Origin of the sequence: Klebsiella sp. GG_Kp175 (assembly GCF_040062325.1) — a bacterium.
In the GTDB taxonomy this organism is placed as follows: Bacteria; Pseudomonadota; Gammaproteobacteria; order Enterobacterales; family Enterobacteriaceae; genus Klebsiella; species Klebsiella quasipneumoniae.
This window is the reverse complement of sequence record NZ_JBEAFX010000002.1, coordinates 216337-234732: the sequence shown is the minus strand read 5'-3', so window position 1 is coordinate 234732 and position 18396 is coordinate 216337. Positions and strand designations below refer to the sequence as shown.

The window sequence follows — 18396 nt, the reverse complement described above, 5'->3', positions numbered from 1 at the left end:
CTTTGAAAACTGCCGGATCTGTCTTTCGATGGATTAAGGCTTTCTTCACGCTTTATTACGCTAAGGAAATCACAATGAATCTGATGAATAATTGTGCATCGCCTGCCGTAGATGTTATATTAAAATATAATATTCGGAGGTGCTCTATGTATACAACTCGCCTGAAAAAGGTTGGCGGATCCGTCATGCTGGCGGTTCCCCCCGCCGTGCTGAAAACGCTGGGGCTGTCGACGGACAGCGAAGTGGGCATGACCATTGATAATGGCTGCCTGATTATTGAACCTCAAAAACGTCCCCGCTATTCGCTCGAAGAACTGTTGGCGCAGTGCGATCCGCACGCTGAAATAAGCGAAGAGGGTCGGGAATGGATTGATGCGCCTGCGGTGGGCAAGGAGATCCTATAGATGGACAGAGGGGAAATCTGGCTCGTTTCACTGGATCCCACCAGCGGCCATGAACAAAGCGGAAAACGTCCGGTACTCATCGTGTCGAAGGCATCATTTAACAAGCTGACCCAGCTACCCGTTATTGTTCCCGTCACCAGCGGCGGAAACTTTGCTCGCGAAGCCGGTTTTACCGTCTCACTGGACGGCGCGGGAACAAAAACAACGGGTGTTATTCGCTGCGACCAGCCCAGAACCATTGATATGGGAGCCCGGAGCGGTAAGCGACTGGAACGCATACCCGACGCTGTTGTGAATGAAGTGCTGGCCCGACTGGAGGCCATTCTGAGCTGATGCTTTTTATGTAACCTGAACGAGGGCGCTGTCACACACTGTGCCCTCATTTTTTATATCGACACAAAGTGATTAAAAATCCTTTTACAGCTAAAAACAGTTTCTCCTTTCCGCTCCAGTGGTACCGGCATAGTCTCCCCGTTGCCCTATGCTGTCGTTGACAGCGCCACGCTTCACAACCTGAAAGAAGCGCCTGTTATCAGGATGGTTGATCCGTTTACCGGTGCCGGCCTCTGCAAACACCGGGTCGCAGAACATCGTGATGGAGGCCTGAGTTTTCACTCGATATGTCCTTTTACTGCGCCAGCTTGCTGGTCTGAATCTGCACCGCGCCGGAATTCTCCTGGGTAACCTGCATTTGCCGCAAGGCATTTGCTGCCGCGTGACCGTAAAACTGCACCAACGATAAATTTTCAGATACTGCACCAGTCCAGTGCGTCACTTTAACCGCGCAGAGCGGGAAAGTGACGCACGCAGCCCTTTCGACCTGCACCAGAAAACTCAACTGTGCCAGCTCATGGCTGGATTCTGACACTGCCTTTTCAGGCCATTTTACCCATAAGGAGAACCTGAACCGATACCGAGGCGGATCTGGACGATCCGGGGGATAACCCGTTAAGGCGGGCGGCTGCTCTGAGAGCACAACCGAAGCCCCACCACACCTCAACGGCGGCCGCCCCGGCGCTCAGGTATCGTTCGCAGCCCCGACAAAAAAACAGGGGCTATCGGCCTGTGCGCCGGGGAAAGCAGTATCAGTGTCGGGTTTTTGGAGATGAGTTTGCGGCATTCATGAAAAGGGGAATGTATGGGAATACTGGAACAGGAAATGAAGCGGCTGGCGCAGCAGGCTGGCGGCAGCCATAAGACCGTTCACGACCGTATTAAGCTGGCGCAGCGGTTTTGTGAGCGTCTGGTTCTGGCGCAGAATGTGCAGATCCGCCGGGTGGAACAGCTTAAGGCGCGGCATATCGAGGGTTATATCTGTGAACGACTGGCGCAGGGCATCACGAATCGTTCCCTGCAAAACGAGATGGCGGCGGTGCGCTGCATTCTGAAACAGGCCGGGCGTGACAGGCTGGCGCAGAGTGAGCGACTGAACAACCGTTCGCTGGGATTGTCCGGCGCATCCCGTAATGGTACAAAGCTGGCGATCACGCCGGAGCACTATCGTGACGTGCTGGAGACGGCACGAGTAAAAGATCCAGGACTGGCGGCGGCACTGGAACTTTCAAGGCTGATGGGATTACGCTCGCAGGAGGCGGTGCAGAGCGTACAGTCGCTGAAAACGTGGCGGCAGGCTCTGGAGAGCGGTGATACCCGCTTAACCGTGGTGTTCGGCACCAAAGGTGGACGGCCCCGCGAAACGATTATTCTTGATACTATTGCTGTCAAGAAAGCGCTGGATAATGCGCTGGCCGTGGCAGCAGATCGCCACGGCAGGCTGATAGATAAGCCGGATCTGAAAAGCGCGATGAAATACTGGCACAGTCAGGCGTCACGTCTCGGCTTAACGGGTGCATATACCCCGCACTCGTTGCGCTATGCCTGGGCGCAGGATGCGATCCGTCATTATCTGGCGCAGGGATTTTGTGAGAAAGAAGCGCTGGCAATGACGGCGATGGATTTGGGCCACGGTGACGGGCGCGGGCGGTATGTGGCGCAGGTTTACGGGCGAAAGGAAATTGACTGATAGTCGTTGCCTTGAAAAGACTGACTTATCTATCGGTTTTCGTACAAAATTATTTGCCCCAAATAATTTTGGGTAGTTTCCTATTAATCCCGGGGTATTCATCGGTTTTAGTACAAAAAATTTCTACGTAGAATTTTTTTGTACGGTTTACTCTCAATAATAATGTTTCTGAACGGTATGGCCTATTAATATGCTTTTAGTGAAGCATTACGGTATTTTTTCTGGTGATTGCGCCAACAAAAGGAAAAGGCCAGATAAAGGTAAAGGAGGGCTAAGGGTAACAGCGCCAGACCGGAAAAGGCCAAAGGGCTGAAAGGGCCTTAACACTGGCGCAGTTTGATGTTTATCCGATTATATCTGGCGCACTTCTGACATAGACTGGCGACGGCAGACTGGCGCAGATAAACGGTGACATTCAACTGGTGCAGTTATGGCGTATCGGAAAATCAGTTTCTGGTGCAGATTGTATGGCTGCTATCGCCTGAAATTATTCTCCTCAAATAATTTTCTATATTTACCTATTAATTGGTGAGGAATTAATAGAAGAATGCCCTAATTTATACGGGTCCGTATAAATTAGGGTACTTTCCGATGAATAACCAGAAAAACGAAGCCAGAACCTTTCAATGTAAAAAGCGGCTCCCGGACAACAGAAAACCGCTTTTCCATGCTCAATAAATGACACTGTGACTGGCTCAGGCTGCCTTATGCCGCCGCGCATAAATATACGGCGCAACGTATCCTTCGCGGCTCACATCCAGATAGTCCGACCACCACTGCATCATGGCTTTGCGGGCGTCGAGATGTTCGGCGCGATGAATGTACGCCGCCCGCACGCTGTTGCGCTCCTGATGGCTCATCTGCCGTTCCACGGCATCCCGCGACCAGAGTTCAGATTCCACCAGTGCGCTACAGGCCATTGCCCGGAAGCCATGTCCGCAAACCTCGGTTTTGGTATCGTAACCCATCAGACGCAGCGCCCGGTTGATGGTATTTTCGCTCATCGGCTTATACGGGTTATGGTCGCCGGGAAACACCAGTTCCAGATGGCCGGAGATTTCCTTTATCTGCTTCAGAATGGCGATAGCCTGACGAGAAAGCGGCACAATATGCGGGGTACGCATTTTCGCGCCACGGCCAGAGAAACGGACTTTCTCAATCGTTTCCCTTGTGGCGGGAATGGTCCAGATTTTATTCCTGACATCAATCTCGCTCCAGCGGGCGAAGCGCAGTTCACTAGAGCGAATAAACAGATGGAGTGTCAGCACCACCGCCAGCCTCGTAAGCTGCCGTCCCTGCTGATAGTCGCCAATGCGCTCAAACAATTCGGGCAACCGTTCCAGCGGCAGGGCGGGATAGTGATTTTTAACTGGCGGCGCGGTGACGCCTTCCAGATGCAGCGCCGGATTGTTTTCGGTCAGTCCCTGCTGCACGGCATAACGCATGATGTTGCAAAGCTGCTGCCGGGTACGGGACGCGACTTCCAGAAAGCCTTTATCCTCGATAACTTTCAATAACGCCGTGAAATGTTGCGTTTTCAGCATAGTGACGGGCAGGTGACCAATCGCCGGAAAGATATGATTCTTCATACTGGCGAGGATGCGCTCTGCATAGTCAGCCGACCATTTCTTGTTGGTTTTGTGCCATGCCACCGCAACGGCCTCAAAGCATTTTTCCGGTGATGCGGCGGCTTTTTCAGTCATGCGTTGTTGCGCGGGATTGATATTCTGCGCCAGTAGTTTACGTATACCGTCGCGCTGCTGGCGGGCGTCGGAAAGCGAGACCTGCGGATAGGCACCTAATGCGATACGGGATTCTTTTCGGTTAAAGCGATATTTGAGATACCAGAGGCGTGAACCGCCCGGATTGACAAGCAGATACAGACCCTGCGAATCGGTCAGTTTAAAGGGTTTATCAGAAGGCTTGATACTGCGGATTTTCGCGTCGGACAGGGACATATGGTGGTCACTCCATTATCGAACTGAAATGACCCCAAATCAGACCACCAATTTCGCCGGATGCGCAGGGAAAACCAGATACGCATCGGGAAAGATTTTCACGCTAACTTATTGAAACCTAACTTAATAGGGACTTATAAGTACGCCTGGAAACAGGAATTTGGCTCCTCTGACTGGACTCGAACCAGTGACATACGGATTAACAGTCCGCCGTTCTACCGACTGAACTACAGAGGAATCGTGTGAACGAGGCGCATACTACTGGCCCGGCATTTTTGTGTCAACACTAAAATTAACCTGCTGATTCAAATGGCTAAATTTAGCTCAACACGTTGTTTTAGTGAACAGTGCGCCGATCGTCTTCGTCCTGCAGGCCATTCTCCCGTCTGCGCGCCAGCGGATCCTGGCGGTAAAAATGGCAAAAACGCTGCCACAGGGCCGGGAAGCGGGGCGCGAACAGTTCAGGCGCGCTGAAAAAATATTCCGATAGGACGGCAAAGCACTCAGCGGGATCGGTGGCGGCATAGGCGTCAATGCTGGCTGCGCTTTCCCCCACCAGATCTATCTCATCCTGAATGTTGTTCATCGCCGCGTGGAGATCGTGCTCCCAGCCGGCGACTTCGCGCAGTGGGATCAGCGGCACCCCGCTGGCCCGATCGCCATTCCGCGTATCGAGCTTATGCGCTACCTCATGCACCACAAGGTTAAAGCCTGACGCATCAAAGGAGTCCTGAATATCCAGCCAGTTTAGCACCACGGGACCCTGCTGCCAGCTTTGCCCCGATTGCACCACCCGCTGGTTGTGGACCAGGCCAATATCATCCTCCCATTCATCATCCACGACAAACGGGGCAGGGTAGATCAGCACTTCATGAAAACCGTCCAGCCACTCTATCCCCAGCTCAAGTACCGGCAGGCAAAAGAGCATAGCTATCCGCGCCTGATGCAGCGGAGTCAGCTCCAGTCCCTGAAGCGCTACCAGACGTTTTTGCTGTAGGAAACGGGCAGCCATCTGCGTCAGCTTATGCTGCTCAGCGGGCGAAAGGTGGGCTAAAACCGGAATGGCAAGCGCTTGCTCCCAGGGCATCTCTGCGTTGCCGGACTCATCATCTGCTTTCCAGGGCCATTTAAACATCATATTGCTCGCAAAGTCGTCACTTGAACACGATTACCGAAACGGGAGCTATTAAAATGCCAAAGATCCTGGCATTATAGCAACCACAACAGCGGAGAGATGCCGGAGCGGCTGAACGGACCGGTCTCGAAAACCGGAGTAGGGGCAACTCTACCGGGGGTTCAAATCCCCCTCTCTCCGCCACTCTTCTTTCTCTGACCATTCCCCTTCAATAACACCTTTAGCTTCAGGTATAACGCCTGCGCTGGGGTATCGCCATCATCATCGTCCTGGTTTCAGCGTAAAGACGCGGTACTGTGCCTTGTCCTTTTGTGGTCTTACCGCCGCAATTTGCCCGAACGAGCTTAAACGCATCATAAAGCGGGAAGGTACGCCTGGAAAGCGGCAATGTCGAAAAGAGTGATCTCAACGGAGCGGGAACAAGAAAAAGCCCGCTGAGCGCGGGCTTAGATGGGGATCAGAACTGGTAAACCAGACCGAGGGCCACGATATCATCGGTCGAGATACCGTTGTTGCTGTAGAAGCGGTCGTCTTCATCCAGCAGGTTGATTTTGTAATCCACATAGGTGGACATATTTTTATTGAAGTAGTAGGTCATGCCGATGTCGACATACTTGACCAGATCCTTGTCGCCGAAGCGAGAAGAGGAGTAGAGATCTTTACCCTTTGATTGCAGATAGGCCACAGACGGACGCAGCGGTAAATTATACTCATCGAACTGGTACTGGGCGACGACTTCAAAGTTCTGCGTCTTATTGGCAATAGCGCCGTTACCGTAGAAGGTCATGTTGCGGGTTTCCGCATACATGGCGGCCAGATAGATGTTGTTGGCGTCATATTTGGCGCCGACGGTCCAGGCGTCGGCTTTATCTCCGTTGGCATAAATATGGCTGCTACGTGCTGCCGCCAGCTGGTTATGGGTACGGTCGGAAGATGAGTAGGCTGCCCCGAAGCTGATGCCCATATCGAGATCGTAGTAGCTGGAGATACCAAACCCGTCGCCATTTTCCCGCGCCAGTTTACGAGCACCACCGTTGTTAGTGCCTTCGCCAGAACCGGCGTTTTCATTATTACCCTGGTACTGCAGGGCGAAATGCAGGCCGTCGACGAGGCCGAAGAAATCGCTGTTACGGTAGGTGGCCACCCCGTTGGTGCGGCCGGTCATGTAAACGTCGGTCTGGGTGTAGGTATCGCCGCCGAATTCCGGCAGCATATCAGTCCAGGATTCGATGTCGTACACCACGCCGTAATTACGGCCATAGTCCAGTGAGCCATAGTCAGCAAACTTCAGACCGGCGAAGGCCAGACGTGTCCAGGAATTCGCTCCTTCATTTTCGCTGGTATTGGCCTTGATATTGTATTCCCACTGACCGTAGCCGGTTAACTCGGAAGCGATCTGCGTTTCGCCTTTGATGCCAAAGCGTGCATAGGTCTGATCGCCGTCCTCTGAAGTGTCGTCTGAGAAATAGTGCAGGCCGGCGACTTTCCCGTAAAGGTCCAGTTTGTTGCCGTTGTTGTTATAGATTTCCGCGGCATTAACGGCATTGGCCATTAATAATGCCGGAACCATGAGAGCCAGTACTTTTCTTTTCATTATATATTCCCTTTTAATAATAATTTCTGTGAATTATGACAATCCCTCCGGAATGACTATCAGATACTAACGACCAGGTTCATTTTTATTTAAAATAAAATATGTAAATAAATAATGTAAGATATTGCAAAATATTTCCAAATGGTTCGTTATATTAAATTTAAATGAATCTGCTTTTATTATTATTTTATTATATAGCAATGAGTTATGTTGTTTTGTTGCGGGCTCGGTTAACCAAATGAAATTATTTTTATTAATTTACGGCTAGGGGTTATTCAGCATTTAAATATAATTTATGAGACAAACTCGCCGGGTGAGATAAGTACAATACGCGGCATGGTTGATGTCGTTAATGTTTAATCCTGTGGGTAAGTAATAAAGAACAAACCCTTGGGTATTTCCATTGGCAGCATAAGTGATAAGTAGGTGCAGAAGACAAGGATGAAACTGCTGCCTGTGGCGCAGGTTGGCGGTATAATGTGATGCGTGTCACGTTTTGGGTGGCAGTAGTATGATTTGTCACGGAGAAGAATGAGATGGAAGAGCAGGCAAAACGCAGCCCGGGCGGCAAACTCGCGCTCTGGGCGTTGTATGCCTTTTGCGGATATTGTGTCTGGGTCATTGTGCGTTACTGGTGGGTGGTAGGGAAAATTCACAGCGTTCCCGGCGCCAGCGCGGAGGGCGACTTTGGCACAATGGCAGGGAAATGGCTTGGCGCCCTGTTGGGGATGCTGGTGCTCGCCGGCATTGGCGCGATCCTTGGTGCTGTCGTCTGGTATACACGGCCCGCCAGAAGCGGGCGGGATCATCGGTCGTAAAGTTGCTATGCTCGAGGCTGACCTTCAGATAAGGAACGCCTATGAACCTGGTAGACTGGCAGCAACGATTTGAGCACTGGATACTGACGCACCACGCCCAGGAGGATGCGGCGCACGATCTATCCCATTTTCGTCGCGTCTGGGCCACCGCCACCCGGCTGGCCGCCGGGGAGGTGGAAGTCGACAGGCTGGTGCTTCTCACGGCCTGCTATTTTCATGACATTGTCAGTCTGCCTAAAAATCATCCGGAGCGAAGCCGCTCTTCGATGATGGCTGCCGAGAAAACCCTGGCGATTTTGCAGTCGTCGTTTACCGATTTTCCCGCAGACCGCTATGCGGCGGTCAGCCATGCTATTGAGGCGCACAGCTTTAGCGCGGCGATCCCGCCGCGCACGCTGGAGGCGAAAATCGTCCAGGACGCCGACCGTCTCGAGTCGCTTGGGGCGATTGGCCTGGCGCGGGTCTTCGCCGTCGCCGGCGCCCTGAACACCATTCTGTTTGATGCCAACGATCCTTTCGCCGACCGGCGAGCGCTGGATGACAGAAAATATGCCCTCGACCATTTCCAGTGCAAACTCCTGCGCCTGCCGGAAACCATGCAGACCGCCGCAGGAAGGGCTATGGCGCAGCATAATGCGCGCTTCCTCGTCGAGTTTATGGCCAAGATCAGCGCGGAGCTGAAGGGGGAGCCTATGGCGCTGGATGAGGCGGTTTTACGCCGCTTTGCACCACAGCCGTCAACCGACCAGTGATTTATGGTACTCTCTGCAAAAATCGTCCGCGCTGGTTGAGGATATGCCACAAAAGTTAATCAAGGAAAACAGGTCGTTGTCATTGACGGAGCAGGCCGGTGAAGAGGCTCAGGCGCTGCTGCGTCAGCTGATGACGATCTACGATGTGAAAACGCTGGTCGCCGAGCTGGTTAGCGTCGGGGAGCAGCACTGGAGCGCGGCGATCCTCAAGCGCGTGGCGGCCCTCGGCCGCGCGGCGGGGCGTTTGCGTCCGCAGGAGGTCGCTCATCTGGCGACGCTGCTGCCGTCGCCGCCGGCCCATCATCCGCACTATGGGTTCCGCTTTGTCGATCTGTTTGCCGGTATCGGCGGGATCCGCAGTGGTTTTGAAGCCATCGGCGGGCAGTGCGTCTTTACCAGCGAGTGGAATAAGCATGCGGTGCGCACCTATAAGGCCAACTGGTATTGCGATCCGCAGCAACACCGTTTCAATGAAGATATCCGCGATATCACCCTCAGCCATCGCCCCGACGTTAGCGATGACGAGGCGGCGCAGCATATCCGCGAGACTATCCCGCAGCATGATGTGCTGCTGGCCGGCTTTCCCTGCCAGCCTTTCTCACTCGCCGGCGTATCGAAAAAAAATGCCATGGGTCGCGCCCACGGCTTTGCCTGCGAAACCCAGGGGACGCTGTTTTTTGATGTGGTGAGAATTATCGCCGCCCGTCAGCCGGCGATCTTTGTGCTGGAGAATGTTAAAAATCTCAAAAGTCACGATCAGGGACGCACCTTCCGCATCATCATGCAGACACTGGATGAGCTGGGGTATGAGGTCGCTGACGCCGGGCATAGCGGGCCGGACGATCCGAAAGTGATCGACGGGCGCCATTTCTTACCACAGCACCGGGAGCGCATCGTGCTGGTAGGCTTCCGTCGCGATCTGCACCTGCACGAAGGGTTTACGCTGCGCGATATAGCGGCGCTTTACCCGGCGGTTCGGCCAACGTTTGGCGAGCTGCTGGAGCCTACGGTGGATGCCAAATTTATCCTCACGCCGGTGCTGTGGAAATATCTTTATCGCTATGCGCGCAAGCATCAGGCGCGGGGCAATGGCTTTGGTTATGGCCTGGTGGACCCCGCCAATCCCCACAGCGTGGCCCGGACGCTCTCCGCCCGCTACTATAAAGATGGCGCCGAAATTCTCGTCGATCGCGGCTGGGACCGGCCGCTGGGCGAGACGCATTTTGACGATCCGCAGAATCAACAGCGGCGTCCTCGTCGGCTGACGCCGCGGGAGTGCGCCCGATTGATGGGCTTCGAATCGCCTCAGGGGGCGCGTTTCCGCATCCCGGTGTCGGATACCCAGGCCTATCGTCAGTTCGGCAACTCGGTGGTGGTTCCGGTCTTCGCCGCGGTGGCGAAGCTCCTGGCCCCGCGCATCGCTCAGGCGGTGGCGCGTCGCGAAGCGGATGATAACGATGGCGGATGTTCACGATAAAGCCACACGCAGTAAAAATATGCGGGCTATCGCCACGCGCGATACGGCGATCGAAAAGCGGATAGCGGCGCTGTTGACTCAGGCGGGATTCACCTTTATTGCCCAGGATCGCGAGCTGCCGGGGCGCCCTGATTTCGCTTTACCCGACTACCGTTGCGTCATCTTTACCCACGGCTGTTTCTGGCACCACCATGACTGTTACCTGTTTAAGGTGCCGGCCACCCGGACGGCGTTCTGGCTGGACAAGATCGCCGGCAACGTAGCGCGCGATGCCCGTGACCGGCAAAAGCTGGCCGCGCAGGGCTGGCGGGTGCTTATCGTCTGGGAGTGCGCCCTGCGCGGTCGCCTGAAGCTGAATGACGAGGCGCTCACCGAGCGTCTGGAAGAGTGGATCTGCGGCGCCGGACACGACGCGCAGATCGACACCCAGGGGATCCGCGAACTGGCGCTTATTTCGACGCCTTACAAGGGGTAGCTTCGCTGCGAACCGGGAAGAGATATTTGCCCAGCGTCACCAGCACGACGGCGAAAATAATCACCGCCAGCGCCAGCCACTCGATCAGTGACAGGCTTTCGCCACCGAATCCGGTGCCAAGGAGAACCGCTACCACCGGGTTGACATAGGCGTAGCTGGTGGCCACCGCCGGGGTGACATTGCGGATCAAAAACATGTAGGCGTTGATGGCAATCAGCGAGCCAAAGATAGCCAGATAGGCTACGGCGGCGATCCCGGACCACGACGGAATGCGGGTTAAGGTTTCACCGCTCAGCCATGAGGCGGCCAGCAGGACGATCCCGGCGGCGAGCATCTCGATTGCCCCCGCCATCATGCCGGTCGGCAGCACGATCCGCGAGCCGTAAACCGAGCCGAAGGCCCAGCTCAGAGAGCCAATCAGAATCAGCAGTGCGCCCCAGGGGTTGCCGTTCAGGTTGCCCCCGCTGTTAAGCATCACAATACCCGCGAGGCCAATGGCAATCCCCAGCCACTCCAGCTTCCGAGTGGTGATGCCGAAAAAGCGGCTGAAGCACAGGGTGAACAGCGGAACGGTGGCGACCATCACCGCGGCGATCCCGGAGGGAACGTGCTGATGTTCGGCCAGGGTGACAAAGCCGTTGCCGACGGCCAGCAGCAAAACCCCGATCAGCGCGGCATTAAGCAACGGCCTGCGGGCCGGCAGTTTATGGCCGGTGGCCAACAGCCATCCCAGCAGCAGCACGCCGGCAGAGAGAAAGCGAATTCCGGCCATCATCAGCGGCGGCCAGCTGGCGACGCCGACGGCGATGGCGAAATAGGTAGAGCCCCAAATGATATACAGCGCAAACAGCGCCCCGATAAGCGGTAACAGCTGACGGGTAGACATACTTCCTCACGACGGTGCAAAGATAGAAAGGGGACATATAGTAAACGTGAAAACTATCCTGCTGGCGAGCGCTTAATTTGCGCCAGGTTGTTAAATTTATATTGACTAATTGTACCTTGGGCAGCGGCCGTTTTTTAACGCATACTCGAGGGAGACATTGATGAAAAGAGAAGGAAAATCATTTTGGCAGGAAGTAGTCTTTTAACATTACTCGATGATATCGCCACGCTGCTGGACGATATCTCCATGATGGGCAAGCTGGCGGCGAAAAAAACGGCGGGGGTGCTGGGCGACGATCTTTCCCTGAATGCCCAACAGGTGACCGGCGTGCGGGCAAATCGTGAGCTGCCCGTGGTCTGGGGCGTGGCGAAAGGGTCGTTCGTCAATAAAATCATCCTCGTGCCGCTGGCCCTGCTGATCAGCGCCTTTATTCCCTGGGCGATCACGCCGCTGCTGATGGTGGGTGGCGCGTTTCTCTGTTTTGAAGGGGTGGAGAAGGTGCTCCACAGTCTGGAAGCGCGTAAGCACAAGGAGGACCCAGCGCAACGGCAGCAGCGTCTTCAGGCGTTGGCGGATCGTGACCCGCAGGCCTTTGAGCGTGACAAAGTAAAAGGGGCGATTCGCACCGACTTTATTTTGTCCGCGGAAATTGTCGCCATCACCCTCGGCATTGTCGCGGAAGCGCCGCTGCTGAATCAGATCCTCATTCTCTCGGGGATCGCGATTCTGGTCACCATCGGGGTCTATGGCCTGGTGGGGGTGATCGTCAAGCTGGATGACATGGGTTACTGGCTGGCGGAGAAACGCAGTACGCTGGCGCAGTGGCTGGGCAAAGGGTTATTGGCCGTGGCTCCGTGGCTGATGAAACTGCTCTCTGTCGTCGGGACGCTGGCCATGTTCCTCGTTGGCGGCGGGATTGTGGTCCACGGTATTGCGCCGCTGCACCATGCCATTGAGCACTGGAGCGCGGGCCTGGGCGGCATGTTGGCCGCCTTGCTGCCGATGGTGGTCAATCTGGTGCTGGGTTTTATCATCGGTGCGGTGGTACTGGCCGGCGTCAAGGCGGTGAGCCGCCTGCGTGGCGCGGCGAAGTAGTCAGGTGCGGCGCAGCGTATTGGCGCCGCGTGGTCTACGCTAAAAAGCGCGTCCGGTATCGACAGAAACCGCGTGCGCTGACGACGTCAGGTTTGCGCAACGTACTACGAGAGAAAGATGGATAAGCCACTGCGGTTGAAGTTGAAAAAGCGCTACTTCCTGACTCGCCCGGCACATGTGGTTAACGTTTGTTTTATCGTGGTGCTATTTTTCTCCACGCTGCTGATCTGGCGTGAAATCAACGTCCTGGAAGAGGCCTACGTGGCGAACCAGCGCAATAATCTGGCTAACGTCGCGCATGAAATGGATGGGCTGCTGCAGTTTAACATCGACAGGATGATGTTTTTTCGCCACGGTATGCAGTCCGCACTTGAACGCCCCCTCGACGTCGATGTGTTGCACGAGGCCAGCCAGCGCTATCTGAACCAGCGCCATCAGGAGATTTGGCGGGTGGCGCTCCCGAACCGCCGGACGCTGCCGGTGTTTGGCGTCTCGGAGAGCGTCGTCAGGGAGCACCCGCTGCTCTTGCCGGACGATCCGCTGGTGGTCAATGAACTGATGGCGACGCTGGAGCTGGGTTATCTGTTAAATCTGACGCAGCATGACCGCGATTTTGCCGAGCGGATGCAATATATCTCCCGCAGCGGCTTTTTCACCTCGACCCTGCCGCTGCGCGATGAATCGCAGGTGAAGACGCACTATTCGCGCGCTATCAGCGCCCTCTGGTTTACCCGGCAGACCCAGCGGAACAATCCGTACCGCGGCGTTATCTGGCAAACCTTTCCTGACGATGACCCGCAGCTGGAAGAGCAGGTGGTTACCGCCTCGATACCGCTGGATTTTGCCGGTTACTGGCGCGGCGTGCTGGCGATGGATTTCTCAGTCAGCGAAATAAAAGCTTTTTTAATCAGCGCGATGAAGGGCGGGCAGGAGGGGGAATACCAGCTTTATGACAGCCATCTTAGCCTGCTGGCCTCCTCTGCGCCGGGGAATGTCCTGACGCTGCTGTCGCCGCGCGAGCAGGAGCTGCTCAGCCGCGCGTTTGCCCATGATAACCAGGGCGGCCTGCGTCTGCTGACGCGCTATATCAGTTGGGCCAAACTACGGAATTTTGACGGCGTGCTGCTGCGGATCCACACCCTGCGGGAAGGCGTTCGCGGCAACTTTGGCACCATCACCATCGCCCTGACCCTGATGTGGATCCTCTTCACCTTGATGCTGCTGCTCTCCTGGCTGGTGATCCGCCGTATGGTCCGCAATATGAGCGTCCTCCAGACCTCTCTGGAGTGGCAGGCCTGGCACGATGCCTTAACCCGCCTGCTCAATCGCGGGGCGCTGTTTGAAAAGGCGATGGCGCTCGCCAGCGCCTGCCAGCGCAGCGGACTACCGCTGGCGGTGATCCAGCTCGATCTGGATCACTTTAAGAGCATTAACGATCGCTATGGTCATCAGGCGGGTGACAGGGTGCTGTCGATGGTGGCCAGTACCCTTGCCGGCACTGTGCGGGAAGGCGATTTGCTGGGCCGCGTGGGGGGAGAGGAGTTTTGTGTCGTGCTGCCGAATACCACGCTGCAGGAAGCGGCGGCGATAGCGGAGCGGCTACGCCTGCGTATTCATGGCCGGGAGGTCTTTTTGCATAACAACGTGACGCTGCGGGTCAGCGCGTCGTTAGGGGTAAGCGCCAGCGAAGAGCAGGGAGAGTATCACTTTGAAGCGCTGCAGTCGGTCGCCGATGGTCGACTGTATCTGGCCAAGCAGAATGGCCGCAACCAGGTCTGTTATCGCAGCGAAGCGTGAGTAAAACGTTTCGCTCGCGCCAGCGGATTTGAGATTTATCTTAAAGTAATGTCTGGCGATCGTACTATCAGATGAAACCGGTTTGCGGCTAAGCCTTCTCGCATCAGCCCTGCAGCCCTTTCTGCTGCGAAGCGCCGACTTTCTCAATATTTTGCGTCATGAATATCTCTTGTCATGCAAAATAATTGAGGATAATGTTTCAACGCATCGGATTTCCCGGTGTAACGAATTTTCAAGTGCTTCTTGCATTAGCAAGTTTGATCCCGACTCCTGCGAGTCGGGATTTTTTTCGCCCATCACTAGCGGTTGGCTTCACTGGCGCTGAAATCATGAATATCGAGTTCAAATGCCTCCGCCAGTTCGCGCCAGGTATGCGCCCCGCGGCCATCGATACTGGCGCGCTGAGGGTCATCGAGGATGCGGTGGACTTCGCTTTCGCTGATCTCATTAATCGCCGCCAGTAGAGCATCAACGTTGACATCAACGTCGTTCCCGGTCTGGTCTGTCAATCGGTTCTTCATCATTACCCCCCTCGCTGAGCGTCGCTCAAGCCTTTTTAAGTATAGTCGGTCTAAAAAAACGCCAGTCACCGGCCGCGACGCTGCGAGCGGCGTGGTTTTGTTCTACACTGGCTGAAAATAGAGAGGAGATGGATTATGCAGGTGAACGATCGTGTCACGGTGAAGACCGACGGTGGCCCACGTCGATCGGGCGTAGTGCTGGCAATTGAGTCGTTTAGCGAAGGGACGATGTATCTGGTTTCGCTGGAAGACTATCCCCTGGGGATCTGGTTTTTCAATGAAATAGGGCACCCGGATGGGATCTTCGTGGAAAAAGAAATCTCGTAAAACCGAACTGGCGGGACCACCGCCAGTTTGTTTCAGCGTAGATTCACCTGAATACCACTGGTAATGTTTTCGGTCAGCCGAACGATGTGGTAAATCACCTGCTTATTATGCGTCTGTATTTTCTTTTTAATATTACCTTTGTGCGATGATACCGTTTTCGCTTTGATGTTCATTTGCGTTGAAATTTGCGAAGTACCATGCCCGGCCATCCACATTTGCAGCATATTTGATTCTGTTTTGCTTAGCGACAACGTCGGTAAATTCAACTGCCCCAGGCTCGTGTTCTTGTATTTAAGATAATTAACCAGAATGACATCAAGGTCTTTTGGGGTGATCGATTTTGAACTGATTAGCAGATTCTTACGTACCCGCAGATAGCGGTCAAAATGGATGTTCGCCAGCGACATAAAAATCACAAACAGCGTCGCCGGATTTTGCGTGATGATCTGGCGAATAATGTTATTACTTTCATCATCATGCAAAAAGCAATCTTCATTCAGAAACACCACCGCCGGGCAACATGACGCACAGTGCCTGTGCAGATCCTCAGCGCAGTTGACCTCAACGATTTCCTGTTTTTTAATTCCCCGACTGGTCAGATATCCCGTAAGTCCTAACCGGGTATAACTGCACAAATCCATAATCATCGTTGACATGACCCATCCTCAATCAACACGTAACGATATACACTTCGCACTGGCTGTGCGAAGCAGTCCTTGCGGGCGGTAATAATAGTAGGTTTAAGAAAGAACCCATTAGTTCCATTAAACTATTCCGCATCTCTGCATATAATTTGCCAGGAAAACTCTTAAAGTAAAGTCGAGAACCGGTAGTGTGAGCGAATTAAAAACAAAAAGTGCCCGTGGCTGCTATGGTTAGGCGCCAAAGATTCTTTTACTTTCAGAATTTCCTTATTTCATATGAAGGTCGCGATGCCTGGCCGTGTTTTACCCGGCTTCTCCGCCCGCAGCGGGGGTGGAAGGCTTAACGCTTTAATGCCACAATACTTTTTTATCAGCTTGTGGGATGAATGATGAAACAGTTAGTTTTTGCTGGCATGGTGGTGGCGCTGGCCGGATGCGTGCAGGTTGATCGTTACGAAGACGTTGTTAAAGCCCCCGCGCCGGCAGGCCTGGAAGGCTACTGGCAGACGAAAGGGCCGCAGAGTGAGATGATGAGTCCGGACGCCATCGCCAGCCTGATCGTCACCAAAGATGGGGACACCTTCGACTGCCGCCAGTGGCAGCGCGTGATCGCCCAGCCGGGGAAACTGATGAACCGCGATAGCGATATCTACAACGTGACCGCTTCCCTGGATATCTACCCGATCGAGCGCGAGGGCAACACCCTTTCCTACGATCGTATGACGTTGACCCGCGTTGAACGTCTCACCCCGGAGTGCGAGAAAGCGTGGGCTAAAGCGCGTGCCACCGCTCCAGTCAGCGCGCCGACCACCGCGCACTAAGATTCCGGCGGGCCACCGCTGGCCCGACCGGCGTCAGATGACTACAGCACCGCCTCCAGCACCCACACGCTGACGCTTCCTCCGTTACAGGTAAAGGTGGCGCAGCCTTCGCCGTCGGTTTCGACAATCTCTTCCCGATTGCCCAGGAAATCCCGCCAGCGTTTGTTGCCATAATTCTCGCCCAGCGTCAGGGTCTTTTCTCCCTCATCACCATTGGACATCACCACCACGCAGCCGGGATCCTCGTCCGTGCCGCTGCGGCTGAAGGCAATGCAGTTGGGGTGATCGAACCAGAGAGTCTGCACGCCGTGGGCAAAACGCTGACGGGCGTCGATCAGCTCGTGGAGTTGTTCGATAACGGGCATTTCTATGGCGTAGGTTTGTCCGTCGCCGCCGGTATCCTCATAGGAGGCGCCGAAGAGATCGGCATAGAAGACCGAGGGTACGCCATTTTCACGCAACAGGATCAGCGCATAGGCCAGCGGTTTAAACCATGGCTCAACCGGCGCCTCGAGCGCCTGCAGCGGCTGGGTATCATGGTTGGTGACCAGGGTGACGGCATGGAAGGGGTCGGCTTCCACCAGCGTCCCGCTGAAAATCTGGCTCATGTCGTAATCGCGCCCCTGGCGGGACGCTTCATGAAATTTCATCTGCAGCGGGGCGTCAAACAGCATCGTCTTGCCCTCGACCAGATCGATATACTGCTGGAGCTTTTCCACTTCATGGGACCAGTATTCCGCAACAATAAACAGCGGCTGCGGGGCTACCTCCTGAACATGCTCGATCCACGCTTTGTAAAACCATGCGGGGATATGCTTCACAGCGTCAAGACGAAAACCGTCGCAACCGGTTTGCTCCATCACCCAGCGCGCCCAGTATTTGATCTCTTCGGTGACGGCGTGATTTCGAAAATCGATATTGGCGCCCATCAGGTAGTCGAAGTTGCCAAGCTCGTCATCGACCTGTTCATTCCATCCTTCGCCGGTGTAGTCGTTGACGATTTTAAATACACCGTCTTCCGTCGGATTCTCGATGTGGTCAATGCCGCTAAAGCACTTGTAGTCCCAGACAAACTGCGAATACTGTCCGGCGCGCACCGGGAAGGTATAGCGAGTCCATGCCTCGCACTCGATGATCGTCTCGTCAATTTGCGTGCGATCCTGCTCATCAACGCGCTGCACGCGCAGGGCCTCTTTTTCATCGGCGCCCATTTTATGATTCACCACCACGTCCAGCAGCACGGCGATGTCGTGCTCCTTCAGGGCGTTGATTGCCGCCAGCAGCTGGGTCTTATCGCCATATTTGGTGGCGACAGAGCCCTTTTGATCAAACTCGCCGAGGTCGAAGAGATCGTAGGTGTCATAGCCGACGGAATAGCCGCCCGAGGCGCCTTTGTAGGCGGGGGGCAACCAGACCATATTGATGCCGATTTCGTTAAGACTGGGGGCCAGCGCTTCGACTTCACGCCACAGTTCGCCGCCGGCGGGGTAGTACCAGTGAAAACATTGCAACAAGGTGGGGTTTTTCATCTTCCATGCTCCAGACGTCAACAGGCTGACCTTTGCAGTATGGGAGATATCCCGCAAAACGGGTGAGGAAAGCCCTGAATTTCGCTATACCCTAAAGCGGATCATATATAATAAATTTGCATAAGATGTAGCGTAACGAT

General features: G+C 54.7%; 19 protein-coding genes and 2 tRNA genes. 12 read left to right on the top strand and 9 right to left on the bottom strand.

Features of this window, described 5'->3' with window-relative positions:
* The first annotated feature begins 146 nt into the window (after positions 1–146).
* The gene (locus ABLU73_RS04350) at positions 147–404 is read left to right on the top strand and encodes an antitoxin (protein ID WP_000288814.1); all 258 of its coding nucleotides are present in this window, start codon (positions 147–149) and stop codon (positions 402–404) included.
* A complete protein-coding gene (locus ABLU73_RS04345) occupies positions 405–737 on the top strand; it encodes a type II toxin-antitoxin system PemK/MazF family toxin (RefSeq protein WP_071583017.1) in 333 nt (110 codons plus the stop codon).
* Positions 738–1032: 295 nt separating this feature from the next.
* On the opposite strand, the gene ABLU73_RS04340 is transcribed toward ABLU73_RS04345, so the two are convergent.
* Positions 1033–1272, bottom strand: coding sequence for a hypothetical protein (locus tag ABLU73_RS04340; RefSeq protein WP_264924808.1), 240 nt, complete (start codon positions 1270–1272; stop codon positions 1033–1035).
* A 270-nt stretch (positions 1273–1542) separates the two neighbouring features.
* Here ABLU73_RS04340 and ABLU73_RS04335 point away from each other — a divergent pair, with 270 nt between their 5' ends.
* Positions 1543–2427 carry an integrase domain-containing protein gene (locus tag ABLU73_RS04335; protein WP_264924807.1) on the top strand — a complete coding sequence of 295 codons (885 nt, stop codon included), beginning with the start codon at positions 1543–1545 and terminating at the stop codon, positions 2425–2427.
* Between the two features lie 695 nt (positions 2428–3122).
* Here the strand turns inward: ABLU73_RS04335 and ABLU73_RS04330 are convergent.
* The 3 genes from ABLU73_RS04330 to mtfA all read right to left on the bottom strand — a co-directional run bounded on the left by ABLU73_RS04330 (position 3123) and on the right by mtfA (position 5523).
* On the bottom strand, positions 3123–4385 hold the full coding sequence (locus ABLU73_RS04330) for an integrase arm-type DNA-binding domain-containing protein (RefSeq protein ID WP_264924806.1): 1263 nt from the start codon (positions 4383–4385) through the stop codon (positions 3123–3125).
* Positions 4386–4546: 161 nt separating this feature from the next.
* Positions 4547–4622, bottom strand: a tRNA-Asn gene (locus ABLU73_RS04325).
* A 100-nt stretch (positions 4623–4722) separates the two neighbouring features.
* Positions 4723–5523, bottom strand: coding sequence for a DgsA anti-repressor MtfA (mtfA, locus tag ABLU73_RS04320; RefSeq protein WP_074194586.1), 801 nt, complete (start codon positions 5521–5523; stop codon positions 4723–4725).
* 90 nt (positions 5524–5613) lie between these two features.
* Between mtfA and ABLU73_RS04315 the strand changes: the two genes are divergently transcribed.
* Positions 5614–5703 (top strand) — tRNA-Ser (locus tag ABLU73_RS04315).
* Between the two features lie 274 nt (positions 5704–5977).
* On the opposite strand, the gene ompC is transcribed toward ABLU73_RS04315, so the two are convergent.
* Positions 5978–7114, bottom strand: coding sequence for a porin OmpC (gene ompC / locus ABLU73_RS04310; RefSeq protein ID WP_017900242.1), 1137 nt, complete (start codon positions 7112–7114; stop codon positions 5978–5980).
* Positions 7115–7650: 536 nt separating this feature from the next.
* Between ompC and drpB the strand changes: the two genes are divergently transcribed.
* The 4 genes from drpB (at position 7651) to ABLU73_RS04290 (ending at position 10636) form a co-directional block, all read left to right on the top strand.
* Positions 7651–7932 carry a cell division protein DrpB gene (gene drpB / locus ABLU73_RS04305; protein WP_032456337.1) on the top strand — a complete coding sequence of 94 codons (282 nt, stop codon included), beginning with the start codon at positions 7651–7653 and terminating at the stop codon, positions 7930–7932.
* Between the two features lie 41 nt (positions 7933–7973).
* Entirely contained in the window at positions 7974–8684 is a 711-nt protein-coding gene (locus ABLU73_RS04300; RefSeq protein WP_032456336.1) for a phosphohydrolase, read from the top strand.
* A gap of 76 nt (positions 8685–8760) precedes the next feature.
* The gene (locus ABLU73_RS04295) at positions 8761–10161 is read left to right on the top strand and encodes a DNA cytosine methyltransferase (RefSeq protein WP_074194585.1); all 1401 of its coding nucleotides are present in this window, start codon (positions 8761–8763) and stop codon (positions 10159–10161) included.
* Entirely contained in the window at positions 10142–10636 is a 495-nt protein-coding gene (locus ABLU73_RS04290) for a very short patch repair endonuclease (RefSeq protein ID WP_004203485.1), read from the top strand. The genes ABLU73_RS04295 and ABLU73_RS04290 overlap by 20 nt, the downstream gene beginning before the upstream one ends.
* On the opposite strand, the gene yedA is transcribed toward ABLU73_RS04290, so the two are convergent.
* The gene (gene yedA / locus ABLU73_RS04285; protein WP_126494248.1) at positions 10611–11522 is read right to left on the bottom strand and encodes a drug/metabolite exporter YedA; all 912 of its coding nucleotides are present in this window, start codon (positions 11520–11522) and stop codon (positions 10611–10613) included. The genes ABLU73_RS04290 and yedA overlap by 26 nt on opposite strands.
* A 183-nt stretch (positions 11523–11705) precedes the next feature.
* Here yedA and ABLU73_RS04280 point away from each other — a divergent pair, with 183 nt between their 5' ends.
* Together ABLU73_RS04280 and dgcQ are read left to right on the top strand one after the other, a co-directional pair.
* Positions 11706–12617: a DUF808 domain-containing protein gene (locus tag ABLU73_RS04280; protein WP_004203481.1), complete on the top strand. Its 912-nt coding sequence runs from the start codon at positions 11706–11708 to the stop codon at positions 12615–12617.
* A gap of 117 nt (positions 12618–12734) precedes the next feature.
* Positions 12735–14414 (top strand): cellulose biosynthesis regulator diguanylate cyclase DgcQ, encoded by a 1680-nt coding sequence (gene dgcQ, locus ABLU73_RS04275; RefSeq protein WP_017900237.1) that lies wholly within the window; start codon positions 12735–12737, stop codon positions 14412–14414.
* Positions 14415–14713: 299 nt separating this feature from the next.
* Here the strand turns inward: dgcQ and yodD are convergent, their stop codons facing one another.
* Positions 14714–14935, bottom strand: a complete 222-nt coding sequence (gene yodD, locus ABLU73_RS04270; RefSeq protein ID WP_004203478.1) for a YodD family peroxide/acid resistance protein — start codon at positions 14933–14935, stop codon at positions 14714–14716.
* Positions 14936–15070: 135 nt separating this feature from the next.
* On the opposite strand from yodD, the gene dsrB reads away from it, so the two are divergent.
* Positions 15071–15262, top strand: coding sequence for a protein DsrB (gene dsrB / locus ABLU73_RS04265; protein WP_004203477.1), 192 nt, complete (start codon positions 15071–15073; stop codon positions 15260–15262).
* A gap of 32 nt (positions 15263–15294) precedes the next feature.
* Here dsrB and rcsA read toward each other — a convergent pair whose 3' ends face one another.
* Positions 15295–15918 (bottom strand): transcriptional regulator RcsA, encoded by a 624-nt coding sequence (gene rcsA / locus ABLU73_RS04260; protein WP_348850064.1) that lies wholly within the window; start codon positions 15916–15918, stop codon positions 15295–15297.
* A gap of 374 nt (positions 15919–16292) precedes the next feature.
* On the opposite strand from rcsA, the gene yedD reads away from it, so the two are divergent.
* On the top strand, positions 16293–16727 hold the full coding sequence (gene yedD / locus ABLU73_RS04255) for a lipoprotein YedD (protein ID WP_072140493.1): 435 nt from the start codon (positions 16293–16295) through the stop codon (positions 16725–16727).
* Positions 16728–16768: 41 nt separating this feature from the next.
* On the opposite strand, the gene amyA is transcribed toward yedD, so the two are convergent.
* On the bottom strand, positions 16769–18256 hold the full coding sequence (gene amyA / locus ABLU73_RS04250; protein WP_004203469.1) for an alpha-amylase: 1488 nt from the start codon (positions 18254–18256) through the stop codon (positions 16769–16771).
* Positions 18257–18396 lie beyond the last annotated feature (140 nt).

Bases quoted from the DNA above. Each gene is read 5' to 3' on its own strand.
- dsrB (WP_004203477.1), top strand. From the start codon at position 15,071: ATGCAGGTGAACGATCGTGTCACGGTGAAGACCGACGGTGGCCCACGT.
- ABLU73_RS04335 (WP_264924807.1), top strand. From the start codon at position 1,543: ATGGGAATACTGGAACAGGAAATGAAGCGGCTGGCGCAGCAGGCTGGC.
- drpB (WP_032456337.1), top strand. From the start codon at position 7,651: ATGGAAGAGCAGGCAAAACGCAGCCCGGGCGGCAAACTCGCGCTCTGG.
- dgcQ (WP_017900237.1), top strand. From the start codon at position 12,735: ATGGATAAGCCACTGCGGTTGAAGTTGAAAAAGCGCTACTTCCTGACT.
- ABLU73_RS04300 (WP_032456336.1), top strand. From the start codon at position 7,974: ATGAACCTGGTAGACTGGCAGCAACGATTTGAGCACTGGATACTGACG.
- ABLU73_RS04350 (WP_000288814.1), top strand. From the start codon at position 147: ATGTATACAACTCGCCTGAAAAAGGTTGGCGGATCCGTCATGCTGGCG.
- amyA (WP_004203469.1), bottom strand. From the start codon at position 18,256: ATGAAAAACCCCACCTTGTTGCAATGTTTTCACTGGTACTACCCCGCC.
- mtfA (WP_074194586.1), bottom strand. From the start codon at position 5,523: ATGATGTTTAAATGGCCCTGGAAAGCAGATGATGAGTCCGGCAACGCA.
- yedA (WP_126494248.1), bottom strand. From the start codon at position 11,522: ATGTCTACCCGTCAGCTGTTACCGCTTATCGGGGCGCTGTTTGCGCTG.
- ompC (WP_017900242.1), bottom strand. From the start codon at position 7,114: ATGAAAAGAAAAGTACTGGCTCTCATGGTTCCGGCATTATTAATGGCC.
- ABLU73_RS04330 (WP_264924806.1), bottom strand. From the start codon at position 4,385: ATGTCCCTGTCCGACGCGAAAATCCGCAGTATCAAGCCTTCTGATAAA.
- ABLU73_RS04345 (WP_071583017.1), top strand. From the start codon at position 405: ATGGACAGAGGGGAAATCTGGCTCGTTTCACTGGATCCCACCAGCGGC.
- ABLU73_RS04290 (WP_004203485.1), top strand. From the start codon at position 10,142: ATGGCGGATGTTCACGATAAAGCCACACGCAGTAAAAATATGCGGGCT.
- yodD (WP_004203478.1), bottom strand. From the start codon at position 14,935: ATGAAGAACCGATTGACAGACCAGACCGGGAACGACGTTGATGTCAAC.
- yedD (WP_072140493.1), top strand. From the start codon at position 16,293: ATGATGAAACAGTTAGTTTTTGCTGGCATGGTGGTGGCGCTGGCCGGA.
- rcsA (WP_348850064.1), bottom strand. From the start codon at position 15,918: ATGTCAACGATGATTATGGATTTGTGCAGTTATACCCGGTTAGGACTT.